The sequence below is a fragment of the Mycobacterium sp. E3339 genome, assembly GCF_001666915.1.
Taxonomy (GTDB): Bacteria; Actinomycetota; Actinomycetes; order Mycobacteriales; family Mycobacteriaceae; genus Mycobacterium.
This window is the reverse complement of record NZ_LZIZ01000109.1, coordinates 1-693: the sequence shown is the minus strand read 5'-3', so window position 1 is coordinate 693 and position 693 is coordinate 1. Positions and strand designations below refer to the sequence as shown.

General features: G+C 69.6%; 1 protein-coding gene. It reads right to left on the bottom strand.

What is annotated here, in order from left to right; translation table 11 throughout:
• Positions 1 to 693, bottom strand: a 693-nt coding sequence (locus tag A5702_RS10145; protein ID WP_231965036.1) for a condensation domain-containing protein, incomplete at both ends; no start/stop codon positions are given.

Here is a 693-nt window from a genome sequence, read left to right as displayed (position 1 = left end):
CCCCTCGACGTCGATGCCGATCGCTTCGCCGGTGCCCAGGAATTCGGTCCAGGCCAGCGCGTAGGCGATCAGCAAGATCTCCTGCACCCCGGTGTGAAACGCCGCGGGCACCTCGGTAAGCAGACGCCGCGTCGTGTCGGCGTCCAGTGACACCGTTAGGTGCCCGGCGCTGGCGTAGGTATCCGTCTCGGGGTGGGGCGCGGGCAGGGCGGCGGCCACGCCGCCGATCTGGTTCCAGATGTCGGTCTGGTCGCCGGTGGCCGGGGTGTGGGCGCGTTCTTTGAGTAGCGTGGCCCAGTGCTGAAACGAGGTGCCACCGGTGGGCAGGGTGATCGATTGGCCGCTGTGGTGCTGGGCCCAGGCAATGTTGAAGTCCTCCACCAGGATCCGCCACGACACCGCGTCGACGGCGAGGTGATGAGCGATCAACACCAACTGCCCCGCGCCGGTGATCCATAACGCGCTGAGCATCTTTCCGGCCGCGGGGTCTAAGAGGGAGCGCGCCTGGGCGAGCGCCGCATCGGTCAACGCCTCGGCGGCGTGCAGGCACTCATCGGCGGCGATGGCGCCGGGTTCGGGTACGGACAGCGACCGCTCCGTGTCGGCGCGCAGCCGGAGCATGGGGTGGTGGTCGAGCAGGGCCTGCAAGATGGTCACGACGTCGGTGGGGGTGGCCCCGGCCGGGGCTTGCAG